Annotated in this window: 20 protein-coding genes and 1 tRNA gene; 9 read left to right on the forward strand and 12 right to left on the reverse strand. The window is 66.3% G+C overall.

Features of this window, described 5'->3' with window-relative positions:
* Nucleotides 1-30: 30 nt before the first annotated feature.
* Nucleotides 31-1248 (reverse strand): FAD-dependent monooxygenase, encoded by a 1218-nt coding sequence (locus GV068_RS06820; RefSeq protein WP_159696618.1) that lies wholly within the window; start codon nucleotides 1246-1248, stop codon nucleotides 31-33.
* A gap of 119 nt (nucleotides 1249-1367) precedes the next feature.
* Here GV068_RS06820 and GV068_RS06825 point away from each other — a divergent pair.
* Together GV068_RS06825 and GV068_RS06830 are read left to right on the forward strand one after the other, a co-directional pair.
* Nucleotides 1368-1443, forward strand: a tRNA-Phe gene (locus tag GV068_RS06825).
* An 83-nt stretch (nucleotides 1444-1526) separates the two neighbouring features.
* On the forward strand, nucleotides 1527-1871 hold the full coding sequence (locus GV068_RS06830; RefSeq protein WP_159696619.1) for a zinc ribbon domain-containing protein YjdM: 345 nt from the start codon (nucleotides 1527-1529) through the stop codon (nucleotides 1869-1871).
* A 71-nt stretch (nucleotides 1872-1942) separates the two neighbouring features.
* Here the strand turns inward: GV068_RS06830 and GV068_RS06835 are convergent, their stop codons facing one another.
* The gene (locus GV068_RS06835; RefSeq protein WP_159696620.1) at nucleotides 1943-3592 is read right to left on the reverse strand and encodes a M28 family metallopeptidase; all 1650 of its coding nucleotides are present in this window, start codon (nucleotides 3590-3592) and stop codon (nucleotides 1943-1945) included.
* A gap of 248 nt (nucleotides 3593-3840) precedes the next feature.
* Between GV068_RS06835 and GV068_RS06840 the strand changes: the two genes are divergently transcribed.
* The 3 genes from GV068_RS06840 to GV068_RS06850 all read left to right on the forward strand — a co-directional run bounded on the left by GV068_RS06840 (nucleotide 3841) and on the right by GV068_RS06850 (nucleotide 5452).
* Entirely contained in the window at nucleotides 3841-4296 is a 456-nt protein-coding gene (locus GV068_RS06840; protein ID WP_159696621.1) for a fasciclin domain-containing protein, read from the forward strand.
* A 123-nt stretch (nucleotides 4297-4419) separates the two neighbouring features.
* On the forward strand, nucleotides 4420-4791 hold the full coding sequence (locus GV068_RS06845) for a VOC family protein (protein ID WP_159696622.1): 372 nt from the start codon (nucleotides 4420-4422) through the stop codon (nucleotides 4789-4791).
* A gap of 88 nt (nucleotides 4792-4879) precedes the next feature.
* Nucleotides 4880-5452, forward strand: coding sequence for a lipocalin family protein (locus GV068_RS06850; protein WP_229463815.1), 573 nt, complete (start codon nucleotides 4880-4882; stop codon nucleotides 5450-5452).
* 54 nt (nucleotides 5453-5506) lie between these two features.
* On the opposite strand, the gene GV068_RS06855 is transcribed toward GV068_RS06850, so the two are convergent.
* The 3 genes from GV068_RS06855 to GV068_RS06865 all read right to left on the reverse strand — a co-directional run bounded on the left by GV068_RS06855 (nucleotide 5507) and on the right by GV068_RS06865 (nucleotide 9832).
* Nucleotides 5507-7576 carry a M13 family metallopeptidase gene (locus GV068_RS06855; protein ID WP_159696623.1) on the reverse strand — a complete coding sequence of 690 codons (2070 nt, stop codon included), beginning with the start codon at nucleotides 7574-7576 and terminating at the stop codon, nucleotides 5507-5509.
* A 121-nt stretch (nucleotides 7577-7697) separates the two neighbouring features.
* Nucleotides 7698-8846 carry a branched-chain amino acid ABC transporter substrate-binding protein gene (locus GV068_RS06860; protein ID WP_159696624.1) on the reverse strand — a complete coding sequence of 383 codons (1149 nt, stop codon included), beginning with the start codon at nucleotides 8844-8846 and terminating at the stop codon, nucleotides 7698-7700.
* Nucleotides 8847-8956: 110 nt separating this feature from the next.
* A complete protein-coding gene (locus tag GV068_RS06865; RefSeq protein ID WP_159696625.1) occupies nucleotides 8957-9832 on the reverse strand; it encodes a class I SAM-dependent methyltransferase in 876 nt (291 codons plus the stop codon).
* Between the two features lie 290 nt (nucleotides 9833-10122).
* Here GV068_RS06865 and GV068_RS06870 point away from each other — a divergent pair, with 290 nt between their 5' ends.
* Nucleotides 10123-10629, forward strand: a complete 507-nt coding sequence (locus tag GV068_RS06870) for a host attachment protein (protein ID WP_159696626.1) — start codon at nucleotides 10123-10125, stop codon at nucleotides 10627-10629.
* Nucleotides 10630-10672: 43 nt separating this feature from the next.
* Here the strand turns inward: GV068_RS06870 and GV068_RS06875 are convergent, their stop codons facing one another.
* The 3 genes from GV068_RS06875 to GV068_RS06885 all read right to left on the reverse strand — a co-directional run bounded on the left by GV068_RS06875 (nucleotide 10673) and on the right by GV068_RS06885 (nucleotide 16165).
* Complete coding sequence (locus GV068_RS06875) at nucleotides 10673-11998, reverse strand: diguanylate cyclase (RefSeq protein ID WP_159696627.1); 1326 nt, start codon at nucleotides 11996-11998, stop codon at nucleotides 10673-10675.
* 183 nt (nucleotides 11999-12181) lie between these two features.
* A complete protein-coding gene (locus GV068_RS25410; protein WP_159696628.1) occupies nucleotides 12182-15364 on the reverse strand; it encodes a S8 family peptidase in 3183 nt (1060 codons plus the stop codon).
* Between the two features lie 18 nt (nucleotides 15365-15382).
* Nucleotides 15383-16165, reverse strand: coding sequence for an NF038120 family PEP-CTERM protein (locus tag GV068_RS06885; RefSeq protein WP_159696629.1), 783 nt, complete (start codon nucleotides 16163-16165; stop codon nucleotides 15383-15385).
* A 707-nt stretch (nucleotides 16166-16872) separates the two neighbouring features.
* Between GV068_RS06885 and GV068_RS06890 the strand changes: the two genes are divergently transcribed.
* Together GV068_RS06890 and uvsE are read left to right on the forward strand one after the other, a co-directional pair.
* Entirely contained in the window at nucleotides 16873-17742 is an 870-nt protein-coding gene (locus GV068_RS06890; protein WP_229463817.1) for a CAP domain-containing protein, read from the forward strand.
* Nucleotides 17743-17869: 127 nt separating this feature from the next.
* On the forward strand, nucleotides 17870-18760 hold the full coding sequence (gene uvsE / locus GV068_RS06895) for a UV DNA damage repair endonuclease UvsE (RefSeq protein WP_159696630.1): 891 nt from the start codon (nucleotides 17870-17872) through the stop codon (nucleotides 18758-18760).
* Here the strand turns inward: uvsE and GV068_RS06900 are convergent.
* Genes GV068_RS06900 through ssuE form a run of 4 tightly spaced genes read right to left on the reverse strand, consistent with a single transcriptional unit; the run spans nucleotide 18757 to nucleotide 21435 of the window.
* Complete coding sequence (locus GV068_RS06900) at nucleotides 18757-19455, reverse strand: alpha/beta fold hydrolase (RefSeq protein WP_159696631.1); 699 nt, start codon at nucleotides 19453-19455, stop codon at nucleotides 18757-18759. The genes uvsE and GV068_RS06900 overlap by 4 nt on opposite strands.
* A 47-nt stretch (nucleotides 19456-19502) precedes the next feature.
* Nucleotides 19503-20657 carry an FMNH2-dependent alkanesulfonate monooxygenase gene (gene ssuD / locus GV068_RS06905; RefSeq protein WP_159696632.1) on the reverse strand — a complete coding sequence of 385 codons (1155 nt, stop codon included), beginning with the start codon at nucleotides 20655-20657 and terminating at the stop codon, nucleotides 19503-19505.
* A 9-nt stretch (nucleotides 20658-20666) separates the two neighbouring features.
* Entirely contained in the window at nucleotides 20667-20867 is a 201-nt protein-coding gene (locus GV068_RS06910) for a hypothetical protein (protein WP_159696633.1), read from the reverse strand.
* A 22-nt stretch (nucleotides 20868-20889) separates the two neighbouring features.
* Nucleotides 20890-21435: an NADPH-dependent FMN reductase gene (gene ssuE / locus GV068_RS06915; RefSeq protein ID WP_159696634.1), complete on the reverse strand. Its 546-nt coding sequence runs from the start codon at nucleotides 21433-21435 to the stop codon at nucleotides 20890-20892.
* Nucleotides 21436-21623: 188 nt separating this feature from the next.
* Between ssuE and GV068_RS06920 the strand changes: the two genes are divergently transcribed.
* Entirely contained in the window at nucleotides 21624-22829 is a 1206-nt protein-coding gene (locus tag GV068_RS06920) for an acyl-CoA dehydrogenase family protein (RefSeq protein WP_159696635.1), read from the forward strand.
* The last annotated feature ends 2 nt before the right edge of the window (nucleotides 22830-22831 follow it).

Here is a 22831-nt window from a genome sequence, read left to right on the forward strand (position 1 = left end):
CAGGAGCTCGGTGCTCGGTTGGGTGATGATTTACTTGCCCATCGCATGCGCCATCAGGCGGCGCTTAACTCCGGGCAATTTATCGAGCAAGTTTAATCCGAAATTACGCACAACGCGTAGGGGTTCGAGGTTGGCGCCGAACAAACGCTCTAACCCGTCAGTGGCCCATTGCATAAGCAGCACGTCTTCCTTGCGTTTGCGGGCATAGCGCGCCAGCACCCGCTCGTCGGCGATGCCGCGGCGGTCTTCGCGTTCGCGCAGCACCGTCAGGAGGTCGACGATGTCGCCGAAGCCCAAATTCATGCCGTGCCCGGCCAGCGGATGCACGGCGTGGGCGGCGTCGCCCACCAGCGCCACGCGCGGCGCAACCAGCGAATGCGGACGCACCAGCGCCAGCGGCACTGCCTTGACGGCTTCCGGCTGCAGCGGACGCAGCGTGCCGAGCTTCTCGTCGGCGTATTCTGCCAGGCGGATCGCCATTTCCCCGAGCGACTCGTCCATCAAGGTGTCGGCCAGGGTTTCCGGAGCCGACCAGACCAGCGAGACGCGGTTGCCGGGCAGCGGCAGCAGCGCGATGATGCCGTCGGCGCAGGTGAACCACTGGGAGGCGGCGCCATGGTGCGGCTTGTCGCAGGCGAAATTGGTGACGATGGCGCGCTGGTGGTACATGCGGTAATCGACCCCGATGTCGCACTGCCCGCGCACCCAGGATTCGCGGCCGTCGGCGCCGATCACGAGTTCGCAGGCGATCTTGGTGCCGTCTTCCAGCAGCACGGCGGCGCCGAGATCGCTGCAGGTGAGATCGCAGGCGCAGCCGGTGACCAGCTGGACATTGGCGGCGAACTTGAGCGCCGCGTCCAGCGCGCCGTTCAGGTTGCTGTCCTCGACGATCCAGGCCAGGGTGCCGACGTGGGCGCCGAAGGCGTCAAAGCCGAGGTTGCCGCCCTGCTGGCCATCACCGCGGATATCCATTGCGTCGACCGGCTGGACCCGCGCCAGGTCGAGCGCCCCCCAGACCTTGAGCGAAGCCAGCAGGTCGTGCGCCGTGTGGTTCAGGGCATAGACCCGCACATCCCAGGGTTTCTCCGCGGCCGAGGTGCTCGGTGTCTCTGGCGCCGGGCGCGACGGCGGCACCAGCAGGGTGACGCTGTATCCCGACTGGGCGAAACCGAGGGCGGCAGTCTTGGCGATGGCGCCGTTGCCGACGATGCAGACGTCGCTGCGATGCTGGGCGGAGGTGGTAGTCATGAAACACATTATAGCGAGATGTCAACAGCGCGCCCCGCCGTCCTCGTGGCGTGCCGGGCGAACGGAGGCACGCGGGGCTTGCGCAGATGAAAATCGCTGGCTATAATCATGCCTCTCTTGGCCTGGTAGCTCAGTTGGTAGAGCAGAGGATTGAAAATCCTTGTGTCGGTGGTTCGATTCCGCCCCGGGCCACCAAGAATTCAGCAGTACCGACAATGAGCGCCACCTTCGGGTGGCGTTTTTGTTTTCCCCGCCGCTTTTTTTATCCGGAGTCCGCCATGTCCACCCTGCCACCCTGCCCCGCTTGTAGCTCCACGTTGACCTATGAAGACGGCTCGGGCAACTACGTCTGCCCGGAATGTGCGCACGAGTGGCCCATCCAGGCCGCCGCGCAGGAGGAAGCGGCGCAGCGCGTCTGGCGCGACGCGGCCGGCAACCTGCTGCAGGATGGCGACTCGGTCACCGTCATCAAGGACCTCAAGCTGAAAGGCGGTGGCGGCGTCGTCAAGCAGGGCACCAAGGTCAAGAATATCCGCCTGGTCGACGGCGACCACGATATCGATTGCAAGATCGAAGGCTTCGGCGCCATGAGCCTGAAATCGGAATTCGTGCGCAAGAGCTGAGCCGGCAAACAGGCTCCACCAAAGAAAAACGCCACCGCATGCGGTGGCGTTCTCGTTGCGAGGTCTTGCGCTTATTTACGCTGCGCCGCCGACTTGTCGCGCGCCGCGCGGAACTCGGAGTCCGGCGCCCAGTTCGGCCAGCTGCTCGAGTTGGCCAGGTCGTTGCCGACCGCGTACAGCAGTTCCAGGTCGCGTGCCATGCCGGTGAAGGGCCAGCTCGGATCGAACGCGTCCGACGGCTGGTGGTAGTTCTTCTCGGTATAGGCTTCCTCGGCCGCCTTGCCCGCTGTCATGCCACCCTCGACCCGGTCCATGCCGGAACCGAAGGACAGCGCCGGCACGCCGCGCTTGGCGAATGGGAAGTGGTCGGAACGGAAGAAGTACCCCGCTTCCGGTTTCGGATCCGGCGAGTAGCTCAGGTTCCATTGTTTGGCCTTGGCTACCAGCTGGTCCAGCAGTTCCAGCTTGGCGCTGCCCGAGATGTTGAAGTCGCGCGAAGGGCCGTGCGGGCTCAGGGCGTCCATGTTGATCACGCCGACCGTCGAGGCCAGCGGGTACAGGGGATTGGAGGCGTAGTACTCGGAACCGAGCAGGCCCTTCTCTTCCGCCGTCACCGCCAGGAACACGACGCTGCGCTGCGGCGCCGGTTGCTTGCCGTAGGCGCGCGCCAGTTCCAGCATGGCGGCAATGCCGGTGGCGTTGTCGATCGCGCCGTTATAGATCTTGTCGCCCTTGGCATCCGGCTGGCCCACGCCCAGGTGGTCCCAGTGGCCGCTGTAGATCACGTACTGCTTGGGCTGCTTGCTGCCCTCGCGGATCGCCACCACGTTCTTCGACTTGATTACCTGCGCATCGACCGCGTAGTCGGCCGACAGGGTCACGCCCTTCAGTTCGACCGGCTTGAAGTCGCGGGTCTGGGCCTGTTTCTTGGCCGCTTCGTAATCGAGTCCGGCCGACTTGAACAGGCTGGCGGCGAGGTCGCGCTGGATCCAGGCTTCCACCGGCGCATGCGACTTGAGCGGCTCCTTGCGCACCACGTCGTACATGGTGTTGGTGTTGGAGTTCTTCACCGTCGGCCAGCCGTAGGAAGCCGGCGCGGTTTCATGCACGATGATGGTGCCCAGCGCGCCGCGGCGCGCCATTTCCTCGAACTTGTAGGTCCAGCGGCCGTAATAGGTCATGGCCTTGCCGCCGAATTCGCCCTTGCCGGTTTCGAAGTCCGGGTCGTTGATCAGGACCACGGCCAGCTTGCCCTTCAGGTCCACACCCTTGAAGTCGTCCCACTTGCGTTCCGGCGCGGTGACGCCGTAGCCGACGAAGACCAGCGGCGCGTTCTTGAAGCTGACCTGCTTCATGCCGCTCATGGAGGCGCGCACCGCCAGGTCGTCGCCCTGCTTCAGGCTGCGGCTCTTGCCGCCTTCCGTCACGGTCAAGGCGACCGGGCCCTTGATCTCGAAACGGCCGAGGGGCACGTCCTGGGTCCAGGCGCGCTTGCCGCCGGCGAGGTCACCGCCAGGCTGCAGGCCGGCGGCCTTGAATTGCTGGACCAGGTAATCGACGGTCTTGGTTTCACCCGCGGTATTCGGGCCGCGGCCCTCGAATTCGTCCGAGGACAGGACCTTGACGTCCTGGGACAGGCGTTTGGAGTCGAACTTCGGTGCTTCCGCCGCGTGGCTAGTCGCCGCGGCCAGGCTGATCAGGGCAAGAGTCAGGTTTTTCAATGCAGGGCTCCCTAGTTGAGAAAGTGCAAGGCGGCCACAGTACCACGCAATCCGCGACACTTCCACTTCTGCCCTGCCGGATCGGGGACATGCATGGACTGGCTTAGCGAGAACACGGTTCACACTGCGCGATTGCTGCGGTATTGAACCGATTTCATGACAAATGACCCGGTTCATTGATGGACTTATCCACAATTTTGGCTTAATTTCTGAGACAACAGCAGTACAACTCAACCAAGGAGCGCAACATGAAGAAGATCGTACTGGGTAGCCTCATTGCCTTCTCGCTGTCGGCAGCACAGGCGGCCGATATCGTCGATACGGCGAAGTCGGCCGGCAGCTTCAACACCCTGGTCACGGCCGTGCAGGCGGCCGGCCTGGTCGATACCCTGAAGGGACCAGGTCCGTTCACGGTATTCGCCCCAACCGATGCCGCCTTCGCCAAGATCCCGAAGGCCAAGCTGGATGCGCTGCTGAAGGACAAGGCTGCGCTGACCAAGGTGCTGACCTACCACGTGGTGCCCGGCAAGGTGATGGCTGCCGACGTCAAGCCGGGCCAGGTCAAGACCGTGGAAGGCAGCAGCCTGACCGTGAGCGCCCAGGGCGGCGCGGTATCGGTCGACAAGGCCAAGGTCGTGAAAACCGACGTGCAGGCCGACAATGGCGTCATTCACGTCATCGATACGGTGATCATGCCGAAATAAGCGTCAGCGCCTCCCCCAGGCGATGCCGGCCAGCGACGCTGGCCGGCATTTTTTCTTGGGTGGCGCCCGGCGCACGGATGCGATAATGCCTCTCCCGATGCATCCACAACTGCGGAGACTCCCATGCCCCATATCGCCGGTATCGACCACGTCCAGGTCGCCACTCCTCCGGGCGCCGACGACGCGGCGCGCGCCTTTTATGGCGGCGTGCTGGGACTGCCGGAAGTACCGAAGCCGGCGCCGCTGAACGCTTCGGGCGGGGTGTGGTTCACGGCCGGCAGTTCGCAGCTGCACATCGGAGGCCAGGCCGGCTTCGTGCCGGCCAAGAAGGCGCACCCGGCTTTCTTCGTCGAGGACTTCGACGCCTACTGCACCCTGCTGCGCGAACGTGGAGTGGAAGTACGCGAGGAAGCCCAGGTCTACGGGCGACGCCGCGCCGGCATCGAAGACCCGTTCGGCAACCGGATCGAATTGATCGAGGCTTCCACCGGCTGAGCGGAGATCGACCACGCGCGCAGCGTATGTGCGCCGGACATCCAGTCCGCGCGCTAGCATGATGAGCCCAACAACAGGACCCTCATCCATGAACAGGAAAACACCCTCTCCCTTATTGAAGGGCGCCGTTGCTGCCGGCGTGGCGCTGCTGGGCATGAAAGCCTATGTCGCGGCCAAGGCCGCACGCAGCACGCTCGCCACCATCGACAAGCTGGACGTCGCCCGCTACATGGGCACCTGGTACGAAATCGCGCGCTTTCCCAACCGCTTCGAGCGCAAATGCGCCGGCGACACCACGGCGACCTATACCGCCCTGCCGGACGGCAGCGTCAAGGTCGAGAACCGCTGTCGTCGTCACGACGGCGGCAGCGAACTGGCGCAAGCCATTGCGCACCAGGTCGGCGGTCCCGATTCGCCCAAGCTGCGCGTGCGCTTCGCACCGGCGGCGCTGTCCTTCATTCCGCTGGTCTGGGGCGACTACTGGATCGTCGATCTCGACCCCGCCTATTCCCTCGCCGCGGTCAGCGAACCGGGGCGCGACTACCTGTGGATCCTGTCGCGCACGCCGCGGGTAGAACAGGACCGCTACGAGGCCCTGCTGGCGCGCCTGGCGGCCCAGGGGCTCGAAGTCGACCGGCTGCAATTGACACCGCAGGCTTAATCAGTAAAAGGGCCCGCACAAGCGGGCCCTGTCGTCTGCTTCCTGAGGCAATGCTTACCAGAAGATCACGCGATCCTTTGGATCCAGGTACATCTTGTCGCCCGGCTTGACCTCGAAGGCTTCGTAGAAGCCCGGGTGGTTGCGCAGGCTGCCGTTGACGCGGAACTCCGCCGGCGAATGCGGGTCGGTCTTCACCTGCGAGATCAGCGCCGCGTCGCGCGCCTTGCCCTTGCGTGCCTGCGACAGGCCCATGAACAGGCGCTGTTCGGCGGTGAAGCCGTCGATCACCGGACCAGGCTTGCCCTTCAGGTAGATTTTGTAGGCGCGGCTGGCCATGATGGCGCCGGCGTTGTCGGCGATGTTCTCGCCCAGGGTCAGCTCGCCGTTCAGGTGGTAGCCCGGCAGCGGGCTGTAGCCGGCGTACTGGTCGACCAGCACCTTGCCGCGCGCGGCGAACTGCTTGGCGTCTTCCTCGGTCCACCAGTTGCGCAGGTTGCCGTCGCCGTCATACTGCGAACCCTTGTCGTCGAAGGCGTGGCTGATCTCATGGCCGATCGAGATGCCGACCGAGCCGTAGTTCACCGCCGGCTCGGCGTCGGCGTCGTACAGCGGGTACTGCAGGCGCGCCGCCGGGAACACGACTTCGTTCAGGGTCGGGCTGTAATAGGCATTGACGGTCTGCGGCGACATGCTCCACACCGTGCGGTCGACCGGCTTGCCGAGGCGGTTCACCATGTAGTCGTGGCCGAACTCGCGCGCGCGCATCATGTTGCCCACCAGGTCGTTGCGCACGATCTTCAGCTTCGAGTAATCGCGCCACTTGTCCGGGTAGCCGATCTTGACGTTGATCTTGGCCAGCTTGGCATGCGCCTGCTTCTTGGTCTCCGGCGACATCCATTCGAGCTGGTCGATGCCTTCGCCGAAGGCGGTGATGAAGTTCTTGGCCATGTCCAGCACCTGCTGCTTGCGCTCGGCCGGGAAGTGGCGGCTGACGTAGGCCTTGCCCACCACTTCGCTCAGGGTGCGGTTCACTTCGGCGATCGCGCGCTTGTCCAGGGGACGGTTTTCCTTCGAGCCGGATAGCACGGCGCCGCGGAAGGCGAAGCTCTCATCGACAAAGGCCTGCGACAGGTAAGGCGCGTAGGCGCTGAGCATGCGGAACTCGAAATACGACTTCCAGGTGTCGACCGGCGTCGCCGCAATCAGCTTGTCCAGACCCTCGAGGTAGGACGGCTGGCTGACGATCACCGAGCTCTCCTTGCCGGCGCCCGTGCCCTTCAGGTAAGTAGTCCAGTCGAAGCCGGGGGCCAGGGTGCGCAGCTCGGCCAGGGTCTTCTTGTTGTAGCGCTTGACCGGATCGCGGTTCTCGACCTTGGTCCACTGGATGCGGGCGATCTCGGTTTCCAGGGCCACGATCTGCTGCGCCTTGCTTGCTGCATCCTGGTGACCGGCCAGCGCCAGCATCTTCTCGACGTGGGCCTGGTACTTGGCGCGCGTGTCCTTCAGGCGCGCGTCCGCATCGTTCAGGTAGTAGTCGCGGTCCGGCATGCCGAGGCCCGACTGCGAGATGCCGACCACGTAGCGGGTCGAGTTCTTGTTGTCCTGGCCCACGCCCATGCCGATCGGGGCGTCGACGCCGATGCGGTCGAGGTGTGCCATCAGGGCCGCCAGGCCGCGCTTGTCCTTCAGCGCCTGGATGCGCGCCAGTTCCGGCTTGAGCGGCGCCAGGCCGAGCTGGTCGCGCCTAGCCTGGTCGACGTAGCTGGTGTACAGGTCGCCGATCTTCTGGGCTTCCGAACCGGCTTTGGCATCCTTCTGGGCGGCGGCTTCAGCGATGATGGCGGCGATCTGCTGCTCGACCTTGTCCTGCGCGATGTTGAAGGCGCCCCAGCTGGAGCGGTCGGACGGGATCTCGACGTCCTTCAGCCACTTGCCCTGGGTGTAGCGGAAGAAGTCGTCCTGCGCGCGCACCTCGCGATCGATGGCCGCGACTTCGATGCCGGATCCCGCGGCGGCCGCTGCCGATGGCGCTGCCGTACTGGCAGGTGCGGCGTCGTGGGCGCCGGCCTGGGACGCGACGGCAAACAGCCCCGCGATCAAAGTGCTGCACAGGCGTCGTTTCATCTCTCTCTCCAGATTGTTGGTATTGGGAACCGGTCGATCCTAATCCAACAGCCAGAGCAATGCCAAGCGCATTTTTGTATGCGGATTGTTTCAGGGCGCCCGTCAATACAGGCGCTATCACTTACTTTCCGCGCACCACCTGCAGCTTCACCTTCTTGCCCTGGCGGTAGGTGTACAAGGTCATGCCGGCGTCGCGCAGGTCGCCCTTGGGATCGAAGGCGATGCTGCCGGTGACGCCTTCGTGCCGGACCGCGTGCAGGGCCGGCACGAAGCGCGCAGGTAGGGTGGAACCGGCCTTCTGCATCGCCGCGGCGAACACCATTACCGCATCGTAGGCATAGGGAGCATAGGTCTCGACCGGGTGGCCATAGCGCTGGCGGAAGCGCTCGCCGAAGGCATTGAAGGCCTGTTCCTGGGCGCCGGTGACGCCGCCCGCGACCGCGCAGAAGACCTTGTCGTCACCCAGCGCATCGCCGGCCAGCAGCGGCAGCTTTTCCGAGCAGACGCCATCGCCGGCCACGAACTTCGCCTGCAGCCCGAGGGTCTTCATCTGCTTGAGCATGGGGCCGGCCACGGCATCCATGCCGCCGTAGAAGATCACATCCGGACGGTGGCCGCGGATCTGGGTCAGGATGGCGCTGAAATCGGTCGCCTTGTCGTGGGTGAACTGGCGGCTGACGATGGTGGCGCCGCCGGCCGCGCGTACCTCGCGTGCGAACTGGTCGGCCAGGCCCTGGCCAAACGCGGTGCGGTCGTCGATCACGGCGATGCGTTTGCCCTTCAGGGTGCCGAGCGCGTAGCGCGCCAGCGTGCGCCCGATCAGGTTGTCGTTGGCCACCACCCGGAAGGCGGTCTTGTAGCCCTGGTTGGTGTACACCGGCGTGGTGGCGGCCGGCGAGATCTGCGGAATGCCGGCGCTGGCATAGATCTTCGAGGCCGGCACTGTCGGCCCGGAATTGAGGTGGCCGACGACGGCCGCGACGTGCGCGTCGACCAGCTTCTGGGCCACGGCGGTGCCGGTCTTGGGATCGCTGGCGTCGTCCTCGGCCTGCAGCACCCAGGTGATCTTCTTGCCGCCGATGGCGATGCCCTTGGCGTTCAGCTCGTCGATCGCCATGCGGGCGCCGTTCTCGATGTCCTTGCCCTGGTGGGCGCCAGGACCGGACAACGGCGAGGCGGTGCCGATCCGGACTTCGGTCTGGGCCCGGGCCGGCGCGGGGAGCAGCGAGATGGAAACGAGGGTGCAGCAAACGGCGACGGCAGTACGCATGGCAAGCTTTCTCGAATGAATGTATTCGATTGTACTGCCGGGCTGGCGCGCCACCAACCGCCACGCGTGCGGGACGCCACCGGACCGCGCAGGCGGCCCGGTGAAGCATGTTAATGGAGCACTTCGGGCGTGCGCTTGATGATCACGGCCTCGAGGTATTCGGCCGGCACCACCAGCGAGCTGTCACCCGCGATATTGGAACGCTCGAGCAGCGCGCTGAGGTCCTGCTCCAGCGCCTGCCTGCCGGCCGGGTCGAGCGCGCCGAAAGCCTTGAATACCGGCCCGTAGTAGTCGCGGAAGACCTGGATCATGTGCGCCGGCGAGGCATAGCGGAAATTGAAGATGCGCGGCTGGGCGCGGATGCTGGCGGCCCCATCGCCGAACAGCTGGCGCACATACGCTTCGCTGCCCCACATGGCGGGCGACACCAGGCCCGCCGGCGGCGGCACGTAGCGCCCCACCGTCTTGAACATCTGGCCGATGAAGCCGTCCGGCGTCCAGCTGGCGATGCCGATGCGCCCGCCGCCGCGCACCACCCGCATCATCTCGGCAGCGCTGCGCGCATGGTCGGGTGCGAACATCACGCCGAAGGTCGACAGCGCGACGTCGAAGCTGCCGTCGTAGAACGGCAGGGCCTCGGCATCGGCCTCGCGGAATTCGACCTCCAGCCCTTCGGCCGCGGCGCGCTGGCGCCCTTTCTCGAGCAGGGCCGGGACATAGTCGGTGGAAGTCACGCGCGCAAAACGGCGCGCTGCGGCCAGCGTGGCATTGCCATTGCCGGCGGCGATGTCGATCACGCGCTCATTGGCGCGGATGTCGGCGGCTTCGGCGAGCGATTCGCCGACGATCTGCAGCGTCACCCCGACGATGGCGAAGTCGCCGCTGGCCCAGGTGGCCTGCTGGCGCTGTTTGATCGCCGCGTAGTCGGGCATGGGCGCGTCGGGCGGCTGGCGCGGCGAGGGTGTGGAAGTGCTGGGTTGGCTCATGTCAGTCTCCTTGGAAGACCCGGCAGCGGGTGCATGCTTGGACGCACGGGCAGAAACAAGATTCGGCAGCGCCCTGCCGGTACCTACAGGGTAGGACGGGGCGGGCAGAAGTCCAGCGGCGCGCACGGCTGGCGGCGTCGGTGCGCCGGGGTTCCGGAACCGGCGATATACTGGGTTCATAGCCTGATCGACATGCCGCGAAGCATGCGATTGCCATTTCATGCGCGTTTCCGCAGCGCTATTCATGTGCCGCGGAAGCCTCTAACAATTCACTACTGACAGGGGGTAGCATGCCAACAACCTGGATTCTTTCGGCCAACGCAGGCCGTGCAAGGTTCTTCGCGGAATCGGACCCTTCCGAGCCGCTGCAGGAAATCGAAGACATGGTCAGTCCGGCCGCGCAGCTGCGCACCGTGGACACCGAAACCGACACGCTGAGCCCGACCGCGGCGTCGGGCAGCCGGCACAACATCGGCGGCAACGAGGGCGCCGGCATGGCCCACAATGCCAAGGCGGGCGCGCCGAACAAGCTGTACCAGCCGGCGCAGACACCCGACCAGCACGCGGCCGACCTGTTTGCCAAGGATGTCGCGACCTATCTTCTGAAGGCGCACAACGAGGGACGTTTCCAGCAACTGATCGTGTCGGCGTCGCCGGACTTCCTGGGCGTCCTGCGCACCAAGCTGGATGGACAGGTGCAGAAGCTGCTCAAGTCCGAGTTCAACAAGGACTACACCCACTCCAGCGCACAGCAGCTGCGCGAACAGCTGCACGCCCTGCAGGCCAAGTCGGAATAAGCGGGCCGGGCCACGCTCGAACGCCAGCCGCGGCTGGCGTTTTTTACGCCGGTACCAGCCCGGCCTCCCCGATGCAGACCTGGTTGCGCCCGCCCTGCTTCGCCACGTACAGCATCGCGTCGGCGCGCAGGAACAGTTCGTTCTCGCTGCGGCAGTCGGGATAGGCGGCGACCCCGCCGCTGAAGGAGAAGTGGCGCGTGTCGCCTGGCGCCACCTCGAAGGGAATCGCGCCGAAGGCCTGGCGCATGGCATCCAGCCGGCGCCTGCCCTCGGTCAGGCCGCAGTCCCAGAACACCACCACGAACTCCTCGCCGCCGAAGCGGCTGAGCAGGTCGCACTCGCCCAGCTGCGTCGCCAGCGTCAGGGACAAGCGCTTGATCACGATGTCGCCGAAGTGGTGGCCCCAGGTGTCGTTGATGGTCTTGAACTTGTCGATATCGATGACGCCGAAGGCCAGCGGGCAGCCTTCCTGGGCCGCGCGCCAGATCAGGCCCTGGGTCTTCTGTTGCAGGCCGACCTTGTTCAAGAGGCCGGTGGCGCGGTCCTTGCCGATCAAGTCCTTGTTGATGCGGATCTTGTTCGCGCGACTGACCAGCTGGGCCGCCAGCAGTTCCGGCTCGCAGTTCGCCAGCACGGCGTCGAAGCCGTCCGCCAGTGCGCGCCGGGTCAAGAGGGAATCGGGACGGCACTGCAGCAGCGCGATCTCGCGCACCGGATCGGCCTCGATATTCTTTTGCAGCACCCGCACGATGGCGTCGGTGCGCCCGTATTCGGTATCGGTCACCAGGACCAGGTCGGGCTGCAGTTCCTTGACCCGCAGGTGCAGGGTCTGGGCATCCGGATGGCGCAGCACTTCGACCCCGCGCGCCAGCAGCGCCGCATCGTCCAGGCCCGGCACCTCGCCCAGCACCACCATGCGTACCGGGTCGCCGCGCTTCTTCTGCACGAACAGCTTGAACAGCTTGTCGACCAGCACGTCGTTGGCGATCGGCTTCTCGGCATACGCCAGGCAGTGGCTGTCGACCAGGCGCTGCTGCAGCAGGAAGCGGCTGCCCTGGCGCGCGCTCTGCAGGTAGACGTAGCTGTGGTCGCCCGGCAGGCGCTGCAGCAGTTCCCCCAGCATCAGGGTGCGCCGCCCGTCAGGCATGTCGGCCTGCAGGTTGTGCAGGGCGTCGAGGTCGATCACGTACAGGTTGTCGCCACCATCCTTCGCCACCGCGTCCACGAAACGCGAGACGTCATCGAAGAACAGGATGTCGAAGTCGTACTTGTGAGCGTGCAGAAGCAGCTCGGCCCGGTTGTCCTTGATGAAGAAGCTCTGCGACAGCAGCAGGACATGGTTCCTGTACAACGGCGCGGTGTGCGGCATGTTTCCTCGACTTCCTTGCTGAATGATGCTTTGTTGCATTTATTGCAGGAATCTTTATTGTGTCGCGGGCGGCCTTAAAACGCAATCGACATTACCTGCACGACAATAAAAAAGCCGGCCCATAGACGACAGGGCCGGCTCCGCGGTACTGCGCGGCCGCCGCAGCGGCCGCGCAACATCCGCTTATTCCACTTCTTGCGGCTGGCGACGGGCGTTGAGGAACGGCGGCACCGGATCGGTGGTATCGACTTCGATCACCGTGGTGCCGACGGTCGCGCCGCCGGTCTTGTAGCCGATGGCGCCCATGTGGCGCTTGCCGACCGCCAGGCCCGACCACGACACGCCGACCTGGGTGATGCCGCCGGCCACGACCACGCTTGGTGCGACGACCTTGAAGTTGCCGCCGGTGGAGGTCGGGGTGACGACCCACGAGGACAGCTTGTAGGTGTCCGAGCCGTTCTTCGGCGCGTAGCCGATCACGCAGACGCGGTAGTCGCCCGCGACCGGGTTCACCAGCTGCACGTTCTCGTTCGAGGTGGCGTTACCGCTGCTGGCGACCGACGCATAGGCGCCGTTGGTGCCCTTGCGCATCACGAGCAGGTCGAGGTCGCTGTTGCCGCCCAAGGTGTCGCTGTCGTACAGGGCGAAGCGGGCCAGCATGGTGCCGGACGCGATCGTGAGGTCATGGGCGATGACACCGACGTTGCCACCGGTGGAGCAGGCTGCGGTGGTGGCGGTAAGGTTCGGCGCCTGCAGCACGGTCCGGGTGTCCTGGACGGCTGGGATCAGGCCGCCTTTTGCCACCGTCATCACGCCGCCGAAGCCGGTGCCGACCGGGATGAACTTGCTGCCGGACGTCGCTTCGCTGGTCACCGAGGTGGCGGTCGCGATCGAGGCTGCACGCACGGTCAGCGGGCTGCGCACCACGTGGCCGGCGCCGTCGTTCCAGGTCAGTTTGCCGTACACCCAGGTATTGAACGGTGCGCTGGTGCGGGTCAGCTTCAGGGTGAAGTCCGCCTTCTGGCCCGGAGCCAGGGTCAGCGACGCCGGTTCGATCGTCGCGCTGAAGCCGGCCAGGGTGACGGTCGGGTTGTAGGTCGCGGTGGTCGCGCCGACGTTGGTCACCGTGCGCTTCACGCTCTGCACACCCAGCATGTTGGCGACGGTGAGCGAGGCCAGGTTCAGGTCCCATGGCTGGATCGAACCGAAGTTGGTGCAGCTCGCCGAAGCCGGGTTGAGCGCATTGGCGCCGCACATGAAGCGGATCCAGTCCGGCATGCCGGCGTCGTACACCAGGCCCGGGTCGTCGGCCATGGTCGGACGCGCGAAGCCGGCGCCCTGGCCCCACGGCAGGTTGCCGTTGAAGCGGGCGGTCGGATCCCAGGCCTGGGCGCCGTTCTGGGTGTCGCCGAACACGTCCATTGCGGTGGTCATCAGGGCCGACTTGATCATCATCGGGGTCCAGTCAGGATGGCGCTGCTTGAGCAGCGCGGCCATGCCGGCGATGTGCGGCGAGGCCATCGAGGTGCCGCTATAGAACGCGAAATCAGTGGTCGGCGACGGGCTGCCGGCGGCAACCGCATTGCGCTGGTCCTTGCTCAGGTCGGCGGTGACGGCGGCCAGGATGTCGCTGCCCGGGGCCGAGACGTCCGGCTTCAGGATGTTGGCGTTGGCCACGTTCGGGCCGCGCGAGGAGGTGGTGCTCATCATCGGCGCCTGCACGGTCGGGTCGAGCACGCCGCGCAGGTTGCCCATGGCGGCGGTGGCCGAGGCATTGCTCGCCATGTAGGCCTTCAGCTTGTCGCCATCGACGCGTGCCAGGTGAATCGTCGAGATGGTATGGGCCTGGTTGATGATGGTGTTGGCGGTGCCTTCGGCGTTGGCGATGATCACGCCGACCGCGCCCGCCAGCTTGCCGTTGGCGCTCTTGTTGACCAGCACGTTGTCGCCGCGGTCGCAGACCAGGATCTTGCCGGCCACCTTGGCCGGATCCAGGTAAACCGGGGTGTTGGTACCGTCGGCCTTGCCGAAGCAGCGGTTCAGGTTGATATTGTTCGGATCGATTCCGGCCATGCCGGCGTCGCGCGCCAGGATCAGGGGGGTCGGGTCGTTCTTGGCATTCCCCGACGCGCCGGTCAGGGCCACGCCGTCGCCGAGGGTGACGTCGCCGACGTAGAGGCGATTGTGGGTGGCGTTGCCGACCGAGGTCAGCCATGGGCTGAGGTGGGCGGTCGGGGTGACGCTGGTCGCGCCCGGACCGCCGTTACCGGCCGAGGTGGCCACGAAGACGCCGGCCGCGGCCGCGCCCAGGAAGGCCTGCTCGGTGGCTTCGGTGAAGGTGCCGCCGCCGGCGTTCGGGCCGATCGAGAAGTTGATGACGTTGACGCCATCCTTGACCGCCTGTTCGATCGCGGCCACGCTGTTCGAGGTGGCGCAGCCGTTGCTGGCGGTGGTGGTGCCGGAGCTCCAGCACACCTTGTAGGCGGCGATGCGCGCGCGCGGCGCCATGCCGCTCACCTTGCCCAGGCTCAGGCCATTGGTGATGGCCGGGGTGCCGGCATTGCCGCCGGCGGTGCTGGCGGTGTGGGTGCCGTGGCCGCCCTTGCCTTCGACGCCGGCGACGGAGTCGCGGGCCGAAGCGAACTCGGTCCAGTGCAGTTGCTGGTTGGCTGCCTTGAAATAGCGTGCGCCGATCAGCTTGTTATTGCAGTTCGATGCCGAGAAGCCTTCGCCGGTTTCGCAGCTGCCCTTCCAGGTGCTCGGCGGCGCGGTATAGACCAGCTGGTCGCCGGTATGGCTCGGGGTGCCGGTAGCCGAATCGACGCGGTCGGCGAAGCTGGCGTGCTCCGGCCAGATGCCGCTGTCGACGATACCGATGATCATGTCCTCGCCGGCGGAGCCCTGGCCGCCCAGCTTGGACCACAGGCCGCCGGGACCGTCCAGGCCGATGAAGCCTGGGGTGTAGCTGGTGTCGAGCTGCAGGATCGAGTCGGCGGTGATGGCCACGACATTGCTGTTCTTCTTCAACGCGCGCACTTCGTCATCGGTCAGCATGGCCGAGAAGCCGTTCAGCACGACCTTGTATTCGTTGGTGATCTCGGCGCCGGCGATGGTGCTCATGACGTCGGCCTTCTTGCTGTCGAGGTAGCCGATGTAGGCCTGGACGCTGGAAGCGTCCACGTTCAGGCGCTGGCCCGGGGCCGGCTTGGTGGCAGGCAGGCCTTCGACGCCGCCTTCATAGGTGGCGACCGGCTTGTCGGCCAGCTGGATGATGTAGGAACGGCGTTCGCCGTCGGCCTGGGCGGCGCTGGCGGCCAGCAGGGACAGCGACAGCAGGACGGCGGAAGTGATGGGACGGAGTTTCATGTGGTGTTCTCCAGGCGCTCAGGCGGTGACGGTGGCGGAAGCGGCGATCTTGCGGCGGCGCAGCGCGAGCGCGCCCATGCCGAGGCCGATCAAGGCCATGCTGCCGGGTTCCGGCACTTCGGCCAGGTTGATGTTGTCGATGCCGAACTGGGCCTGGCCGAGCAGCGGGCTATCGAGGCTCGGGTAGATGCAGCTGGTGCCGTCGAACAGGCAGGCACGGAAGCTCAGGCTGGTCAGGGTGGCGCTCATGAAGTCGGCGGCCAGCGCGGCCGGACCGAACACCGGGTTGCCCGAGTTGTCGAACGCGCTCGTGAAGTCGAGGCTGGTGCTGATGGTGCCGCCGCCGAGCAGGTTGCCGACCAGGTTCAGGCGGCCGTAGGAGCCAGGCGCCAGGCCGCCGATCGGTCCCATGAAGCTGTAGTCGAAGCCGTTCAGGCGGAAAGTAGCCTCGGACCAGTTACGGGTGATCACGGCGCTGCCGTCGACAACACCAACGTAGAAGGTGGTGTTGTTGCCGCTCGGGCAGCCGCCCAGGGCGCAGGAGGTCGGGTCGCTACCGTTGACGGTGCCGCCGGCCAGGCCGGTGCCGTCGCCGAGGTTGTCGACCGCGGTCAGGCGGAACCCGTTCTCATCGATGGTTTCGCCACCCGCATAGACGGTCGGAAGCTGGGATTCGAAGGTGAGGACGGCTGCTGCCGCCGGCGCGGAGCCCAGCAGCGCGATTGCACCGGCCATGGCCAGCCCTAGTTTGGAGATCCCGCTCAGGGTACGGGAAGGACGTTTCAGGAAGCTTGGAGTCATTATTGTTTCCGCCTAATAGTTGAGTAACGATGCGCTGCCGTTTACGCACGCTGCATTTATTGCAAGAAATGTGCGTCTCAACTATATCAATGGAGACATTCTTTGACTGAAATAGTTGTTAAAAATAAGATTCGAAAATTCTATGCTTTGCCAGAATTAAAGATGGATTTCCCTATGAATATTGATCTAGATCATGCAATGTGCATCGTAGTTTTTTTTCTACACTTTTTTTCCCAAGCAAAACTTACTTGACAACGAGATAAGGCAATGATGCACTTCGTTACAAATTTCTTAACGGAAATTAAATAATTTCTTGCCGGCAAATAAATTAACAGGCTGCAGTGGTGCAGCCCAACTGTTTGTGACACTTTGGCTAGCGCCCGGCGCCCGCTGCTGGCGCGGCTCTACCGCATATTGTTACAGCACGACCCTATGCAGGGCCGCACCGATCCTGCTATAGTGGACGGGTTCCCGACGGATGCGCCACGCTTCCTGTCCGGCTTCCAAAACGCTGACCGCAGGTCGGCGTTTTTGCTTTGGAGCCGGCTTGATCGACTGTCAATTCAGCTTTGCCAATGCCGGTACGAAGACGCAGCGACCGGCCTACGCTACCATTGCCTGGCCGTTCGACGCGGCTCAAGCTCGACATGCTACCGACACTCCCGACCCAGCCATTCCAGCTGCCCCGCTCCATGTGGCGCGCCGCTATGCCATTCGCATCGTGTGCGCTGGCGCTGGCCGCCGCCTGGCCGGGCATGGCCGCCGCCGTGCCCGCACCCGCCTACGGCGCCGAACAGCTGAGCACCCTGATCAATGCCTACCGCATCGCGCCGGGCAGCTGCATGGGCCGCCCCGCCGCGCCGGTGGACGCGCTGGCGCCGCACCCGGCGCTGGCGCAAGTGCGCATCGGTCCCGCCACCTTTATCGAAACCGCGCTGGAGCGGGTCGGCTACGCCGCCGAGCGCGCCGACTCCATCAGCGTCACCGGCCCGGACACGCCGGCTGAGGCGATGGAAGTCCTGCAGCAGAAGTACTGCAGGACTCTGCTCGACAGCCGCTTTTCGGCGGTCGGCAGCTACCGCGACGGCAAAGAATGGACCGTGATCCTGGCGCGTCCGGCGCCGCCCCTGCCTTCCGAATCCTTCCCCGACTGGAACGAGGCGGGCAAGGCCATCCTGGCCGGAGTGAACGCGGCGCGCGCCAGTGCACGCACCTGCGGCACGGAACATTTTGCGCCGGCGCCACCGGTCAGCTGGAACCCGCGGCTGGGCGAGGCCGCCCTGGGCCACAGCCGCGACATGGCGGCGCGCCGCTACTTCAGCCACCGCGCCAAGGACGGCAGCCAGCCGGCCGACCGCGCGGCGCGCGCCGGCTATGCCTGGCAGCGGGTTGGCGAGAACATCGCCTTCGGCCAGAGCACGCCCGACGAAGCCGTGGCCGGCTGGCTCGACAGCCCTGGCCATTGCGCCAACATCATGAACCCGAGCTTCACCGAGATGGGCGCGGCCTACGGCATCGTCGCGGAAAAGCGCAGCGGCCTGGTCTACTGGACCCAGGTGTTCGGCCGGCCGCGCTGAGCGGCGGCCGTCCCTGGCTTGACCCGCGTACGTCGCCGCCACGCGCGCCAGGCGGACGTCCCGCTATATACCTTGCGCTAGACTCGGGAGGAGAGCGGCAGCCGCCGCGCCCATGCACAGGGAACCCATGCGACCGAATCTCGGCCTCGTCTGCATCACTGCATCGAAAGACGTCCGCTACCGCACGGTCACGCGCAAGCGCCTGCTCGAGCACAGCCTGGACGGCCAGCGCGCCTTGCTCGACGGGCTATACCGCGACAACATCCAGACCCTGGACAATGCGCTGCGCTATTGCGAACTTGAAGCCATCCGCCTGTACCGCCTTCCCTCCTCGATCTTCCCCTTCGCCGACGAGGACATCGGGCGCGAGGTGCTGGCGCCTTTTGCCGACACCCTGGCGCGTTCGGGCCGGCGCGCGCTGGAGCGCGGGATTCGCCTGGTGATGCACCCGGACCAGTTCGTGGTGCTCAGTTCGGATTCGGAAGGCGTGGTGGCGAACAGCGTCAAGATCCTGCAGATGCACGCCGACATCATGGACCTGCTGGAGCAGCCGCGCTCGCCCTGGGCCCTGCTCGAGATCCACGGCGGCAAGGGCAACCGGGCCGACGCCCTGGTCGAACGCATCGCCCAGCTGCCCGACGCCATCCGCTGCCGCCTTGGGCTGGAGAACGATGAATACGCGTATGGCGCGCAAGAGATTGCCGACATTTGCATGCGCGCCGGTGTGCCGATGGTGTTCGACGCCCACCACCACGTGGTGCATGCGAAGCTGTCGAGCTACGAGGATCCCAGCGTGGGCGAAATGCTCTTGAGGGCACGCGCGACCTGGGCCAATCCGGAGCACCAGCTGGTGCACATTTCGAACGGCCGCGAAGGCTTCAACGATCGCCAGCATTCCGACCTGATTGAGGTCATGCCCTCGTCCTACCTGGCGGCGCCCTATATCGAGATCGAGGCCAAGCTCAAGGAAGAAGCGATCCGCGGCCTGCGCGACTGGTCCGCTTCAGCGGTAACCTAGACCGGCGGCGCGACCTTCTCCAGCCAGGGCAGGACCACCGCCAGCAGCTCCGCGGGCGCCTCGATCGGCAGCATGTGGCCGCTGTCCTCGATGAGGGCAAACTCCGAACCTGGCAGGCCGGAATGCAGTTCCTCGGCTTCTTCGCGCGAACGCAGGCGGTCCTGTCCGGCCGCCACAATCAGGGTTGGGCAGCGGATCTCGTGCAGGCGCGCCAGGTCACTGGTGCGCACGATGCTCGACTGGCGCCGGAACACCTCGCCGCCGAGGCGCACGCCCATGGCGCGCACGCGTTCGATCAAGGCCTCGTTGGCGGCCTGTTTCGGATGCAGGGAGGTCGCGATCGCGGTCTTGCTCAGGCCCGAGAAAGACACCGAGGCGGCCGCCTTGCCGACCGTGCCGCGGCTCTGGCGCAGCGAAGGCGAGTCGGCGCGGGTGGAGGTGGCAATCATGACCAGGGCGCGCACCCGCTCGGGCGCCAGGCGCGCGATCTCACGGGCGACGTAGCCGCCCATCGAGAAGCCGACCAGGATGAAATTGCAGGGAGCGTTGGCCAGCGCGCGGGCGGCCATCGCTTCGATGCTGGTGTCGTGGCGCAGGTCGGCGTGCACCACCGGCCCGAATTGTTCGAGCGGAGTGCGCACCTCGTCCCAGAGTGTTTCGTCGGCCATGTAGCCGGGTACGAGCAGGATAGACATCGCGCCATGATAGCAAATGCGGCAATGACGCTTGCCCCCTGCGTCCTTCAGGCGGCGCGCTTCTTGGGCACGATGTCGCTCGCCATCATCTCGCCGAAGGGACCGGTGAGCGACTGCGCGCCGACGGCTTTGCCCTTGCCCAGCAGCGGGAACACCAGCTCGGCGAAGCGGTAGGACTCTTCCAGGTGTGGATAGCCCGACAGGATGAAGGTCTCGATCCCCAGCTCGGCGTATTCGCGCATGCGCGCGGCCACCGTTTCCGGGTCGCCTACCAGCGCGGTGCCGGCGCCGCCGCGCACCAGGCCGACGCCCGCCCACAGGTTGGGCGAGACTTCCAGCTTGTCGCGCCGTCCGCCATGCAGGGCAGCCATGCGCTGCTGGCCCACCGAATCCATCTTGGCGAAGGCCGCCTGCGCTTTGGCGATGACCTCGTCGTCCAGGTGGCTGATCAGCTCTTCGGCCGCGCGCCACGCGGCTTCGTTGGTCTCGCGCACGATGACGTGCAGGCGGATGCCGAAGCGCAGCGTGCGGCCGCGGCGTGCGGCGCGCTGGCGGATGTCGTCCAGCTTCGCAGCCACCGCCGCGGGCGGCTCGCCCCAGGTCAGGTAGACGTCCATCTGCTCGGCCGCCAGCGCGTGTGCGGGTTCGGAGGAGCCGCCGAAGTACAGCGGCGGGCCGCCCTCCTGTACCGGCGGGTAGAGCGTCTTGGCTCCTTTCACCTGAATATGCTTGCCCTCGAAATCGAAACCGGCCGCGCCGCCTTCGCCGGCCATGCTGGCGCGCCACACGTGGATGAATTCATCCGAGATTTCATAGCGTTTCGCGTGGTCGGCGAACAGGCCGTCCGCTTCGAGTTCGCCCTGGTCGCCGCCGGTCACGACGTTGACGAGCAGGCGCCCCTCGGACAGGCGATCGAAGGTCGCGGCCATGCGCACCGCGAGCCCTGGGGTGGACAGGCCGGGCCGCACCGCGACCAGGAACTTGAGGCGGCGCGTCGCGTCGATCAGCGAAGAGGCCACGATCCAGGCGTCTTCGCAGGAACGGCCGGTGGGCAGCAGCACGCCGTCGTAGCCGAGGGTGTCGGCGGCTACCGCGATCTGCTTCAGGTAGGCGCCGTCGACGGCGCGTGCGCCCTCCGAGGTGCCGAGGTAGCGGCTGTCGCCGTGGGTGGGCAGGAACCAGAATACGTCAGGGGTCGGCATCGGGCTTCCTCAGTTGGCCTCGCTGCGCGGCGCTGGCGCAGCGACGAAGGGACGCGGCGAAGCCGGCGCATGCGGCTTCAGCTCGGCAGGCGGTGCGGCGGGTGCGCGCTGGCCGACGCTCGCTTGCGCCGCCAGGGTGGCGGCAATCCCGGCGAAGGCCAGGCCCAGGTCGTGGCGGCGCGCCGCGCGGCGCGAAAAGTGTTCGTACATTGAATGATGCTCCTTCGGTGATTCAGGCGGCGGCGCGCAGTGGCCTGCCCAGCTCTGCGCCCAGCTGCTCGATGCCCTGTGCGATGCGCGCCGCGATTGGCGGCGCCAGCGCCAGGCCGTATTCGGTATGCCAGGACACCTGGTCCGAGGTCGCGTAGATGCTGGGAAGGATGAAGCGCGCCGACATCGAGGCCAGCACCGGCCGCAGCGCGTAATCGAGCGCCAGCATGTGCGACTGGCTGCCGCCGGTGGCGATCGGCAGCACCGCCTTGCCGGCCAGGCCGTCCTGCGGCAGCAGGTCGAGAAAGGCTTTCAGCAGGCCGGTGTAGGCGGCCTTGTAGACCGGCGTGGCGACCACGATCACGCTGGCCTCCTGCACCAGCTGCACGGCGCGCGCCAGTTCGGGGTTCGCGGTGTCGGCCAGCAGCAGCGCCTCGGCGGGCAGCTCGCGCACTTCGATGCGGCTCGGACGATGGCCCTGCAGGGCCAGGCGGTCGCCGATGTATTGCAGCAGCCGCGTGCACGAGGATTGCGGCGAGGGGCTTCCGCCCAGCAGTAAGACGCTCATGATGGGTCCAGGGATGACGATGGGGACAGACTAAAGCCCTCCAGGCGCCAACCAAACGAATTGTTTCGCTCATCGATATGCGGCCGGTGTTTTAACTTTTTGCTCATATCGAAGGACGGATTCCTTCGTTCACGCGGCGGCGGCGCCGATGCACACTGGCTGCACTGTTCAATCAAGTATCGCCGCCCATGTCTTCTTCCCTGTCCCCGCAGCGCCAGGACGCCGCCGCTCCCGCCGCGGATCCGCTAGCCATCGCCGCCGGCCTGGCCGAACGCCTGGCTGCCACCGCCGTCGAGCGCGACCGCGCCGGCGGCCACGCCGCGCAGGAACGCGCCTGGATCCGCGAATCCGGCCTGCTCACACTGTCGGTGCCGCTCGAACACGGCGGCCAGGGCGCCAGTTGGGCCCTGGTCCAGCAGGCGGTGCGCATCCTGGCGCGTGCCGACAGCGCCCTGGCCCATCTGTTCGGCTTCCACCACCTGCAGCTGGCCGGCATCCAGCTGTACGGCACCGAACTGCAGCAGCGCAACCTGCTGGGCATGACGGTCAAGCAGAGGCTGTTCTGGGGGAATGCCCTGAATCCCCTCGACCGCCGCACCCGCGCCGTCGCCATGCCGACCGGTTACACGCTGGACGGCGTCAAGAGCTTCTCGTCCGGCTCGGTGGGCTCGGACTGGCTCACGGTCTCTGCCTGGGACGAGGCGGCCGGCGCGCCCCTGGTCGCGGTGCTGCCGACCAACCAGCCGGGCATCCAGGTGGAAGCCGACTGGGACGCTTTCGGCCAGCGCCAGACCGACAGCGGCAACGTCCACTTCGACCGCGTGCACCTGCCGGCCGCCCTGGTGCTGCAGGCGCCCGGCCAGGCGCCGACGCCGCGCAGCACGCTGCGCTCGCAGGTCGCGCAGCTGGTGATGGCCAACCTCTACCTCGGCATCGCGCAAGGGGCTTTCGAGGCAGCGCGCGGCTACACACTGGAATCCGCCCGCCCGTGGCTGGCCTCCGGCGTGGACGACGTCACCGACGACCCCTACATCCAGCACCGTTACGGCCAGTTCTGGCTGATGCTGCGGCCCGCGGCCGTGCTGGCCGACGCGGCGGGCGAGCTGCTGGAGAGCGCCTTCCGCAAGGGCGACGCCCTGACGGCGCGCGAACGCGGCGAGGTGGCGGTGGCCACCGCCGAAGCCAAGGTGCTGGCGCACCGCGCCGCGATCGACATCGGCAACCAGCTGTTCGAACTCACCGGCGCGCGCTCGACCTCGGCGCGTTATGGCTTTGACCGCTTTTGGCGCAACGCGCGCGTGCATACCCTGCACGACCCGGTCGACTACAAGCTGCGCGACCTCGGGCGCTACGCCCTGTCGGGACGCGTGCCGGACCCCACACCCTATTCTTGAGC

This window comes from Massilia sp. 9I (assembly GCF_902506415.1).
Lineage (GTDB): Bacteria > Pseudomonadota > Gammaproteobacteria > Burkholderiales > Burkholderiaceae_D > Telluria.